The sequence below is a fragment of the Providencia sp. PROV267 genome (genome assembly GCF_028477825.1).
In the GTDB taxonomy this organism is placed as follows: Bacteria; Pseudomonadota; Gammaproteobacteria; order Enterobacterales; family Enterobacteriaceae; genus Providencia; species Providencia stuartii.
Window position 1 is genome coordinate 1 of record NZ_JAMPLX010000022.1, and the last position, 1,555, is coordinate 1,555.

The 1,555-nt window shown below is 41.7% G+C and carries 1 protein-coding gene; it reads right to left on the reverse strand.

What is annotated here, in order from left to right:
- Positions 1-126: 126 nt before the first annotated feature.
- The coding region (locus tag PR709_RS14965; RefSeq protein WP_272570969.1) for a lipase family protein at positions 127-1,555 on the reverse strand (1,429 nt) is incomplete at its 5' end.

A 1,555-nucleotide genomic window follows, 5' to 3' on the forward strand; every position in this document is an offset into this window, starting at 1 on the left:
GCTAATTCTTGAGGGAGCGTTGCGGTGAAATGGAGGCTTTCTCCATTGATAGGGGGTGCAAATGACTGGTTTTGCGCACACCCTTGTAACGCAATGACGCTGAGTAATACTGCAAGTCCGGTTTTATTATACGGGGAGTTCATGAGTTTCTTCCTTGTAACGTTCTAGCGCCTCTTTTAACGAGGAGTTCTGGCTTATTTCTTGTTTGATATCTTGAATGAGTTTGCTTTCAAGGGCGATAAAGGTGGCGTTGCGTTCGGCGTTTAATTTGTAGGCGTCTTGATGGTGAGTAAGTGCTTCAAATCGTTGTTTTGATCCAACGTGTTTAGGAGTTTTTTCAGGTGAAACCGTGAAAAGTAACTGATTATTGATAATTGCTTGATATTGACTCCCCATAAAATGGTCTAGTGGCATGGTTATTATCGTATCTAGATTTGGGTTGTTTTGCTGAGGGAATGTATCATCTAATCGTTGTTTATCAATACCTAATGATTGAACAAGACTGGTTTGTTCTTTCTGTAATTTATCATTTAATGCATTCGCTATATTTGGCACAAGATAAAATTTATAGTCGCCATTCATGCGCCAGCGTTTTTTACCAATCACCCCTGTCTTGGATTTCTTGTCAAAGTTTGAAGTGGCTTCACTGTATTGTATTTCTTCGCCAATTTGTCGGGCTTTAAATAAACTGACAGGGTTACCGTGGTGAGAATACACTTCGCCAAAATCCGGTAGGCTTTTTTGCAATGGAACGGTGGGAAGGGTGGCGACCGTCCAGAGTACGCCTAATGTGGTCCCTAATCCGCCGCCTATTTCGAAGAGCCAACTGTCCATATTGGTATCAAACGGTACGCTGGTGACCGAGTCAGCGTCGTTGACGTGGCGGTAATGATTGAGTGAACTAAGTGATTTAGCCCCGCTGATGGTGAACACGCGAGGCATCCCGTAGGTGTAAAGCAGAGGATTGTTTTTTCTTAACTCAGAACTATGCAGCAAAGCTAGTGCTCCACCTAAACTATGACCACAAATATATAATTTTTTATTATCAACATCTTGTGATAAGTCTTTAATTTTATTTGCATTTTCTTTAAAATACTTTTCAACACATTGATAGGCTTCTAAAAAACCGCGATGGACGTTAGATTTTCCTTCGGGGATTAATGTGGTTGGGCAAGGGATCGGTTGATACGTCGTATCGGTGAGAACACTCCGCAAACTGGCTGTTCCTCGCCATGCGACAATGATTTGAGTCTCATTTTCCACAAAAAAGAGTTTTGTATCATGATCGCCTTTTTGGTGATTTTCCGATTGAGTGACATCTAAAAATATCGCTGGACGATAACGTTGGTTAAAGGGCACATCCGTCACAATAGCGGGGTAATCGTGACTGTCTTTAATCACAGGGGATTGAGATAAATCAAAACACTGCTGATAGAAAAAGGACGTGGTGGTATTCGGTGTGTTGATGAAATCCCGCATGTCTTCGGTTTTATCAGGATCAACCATGACCTCGTTTTTATACACAAGCAATGACATTAACCCTAAGTTATAGGCG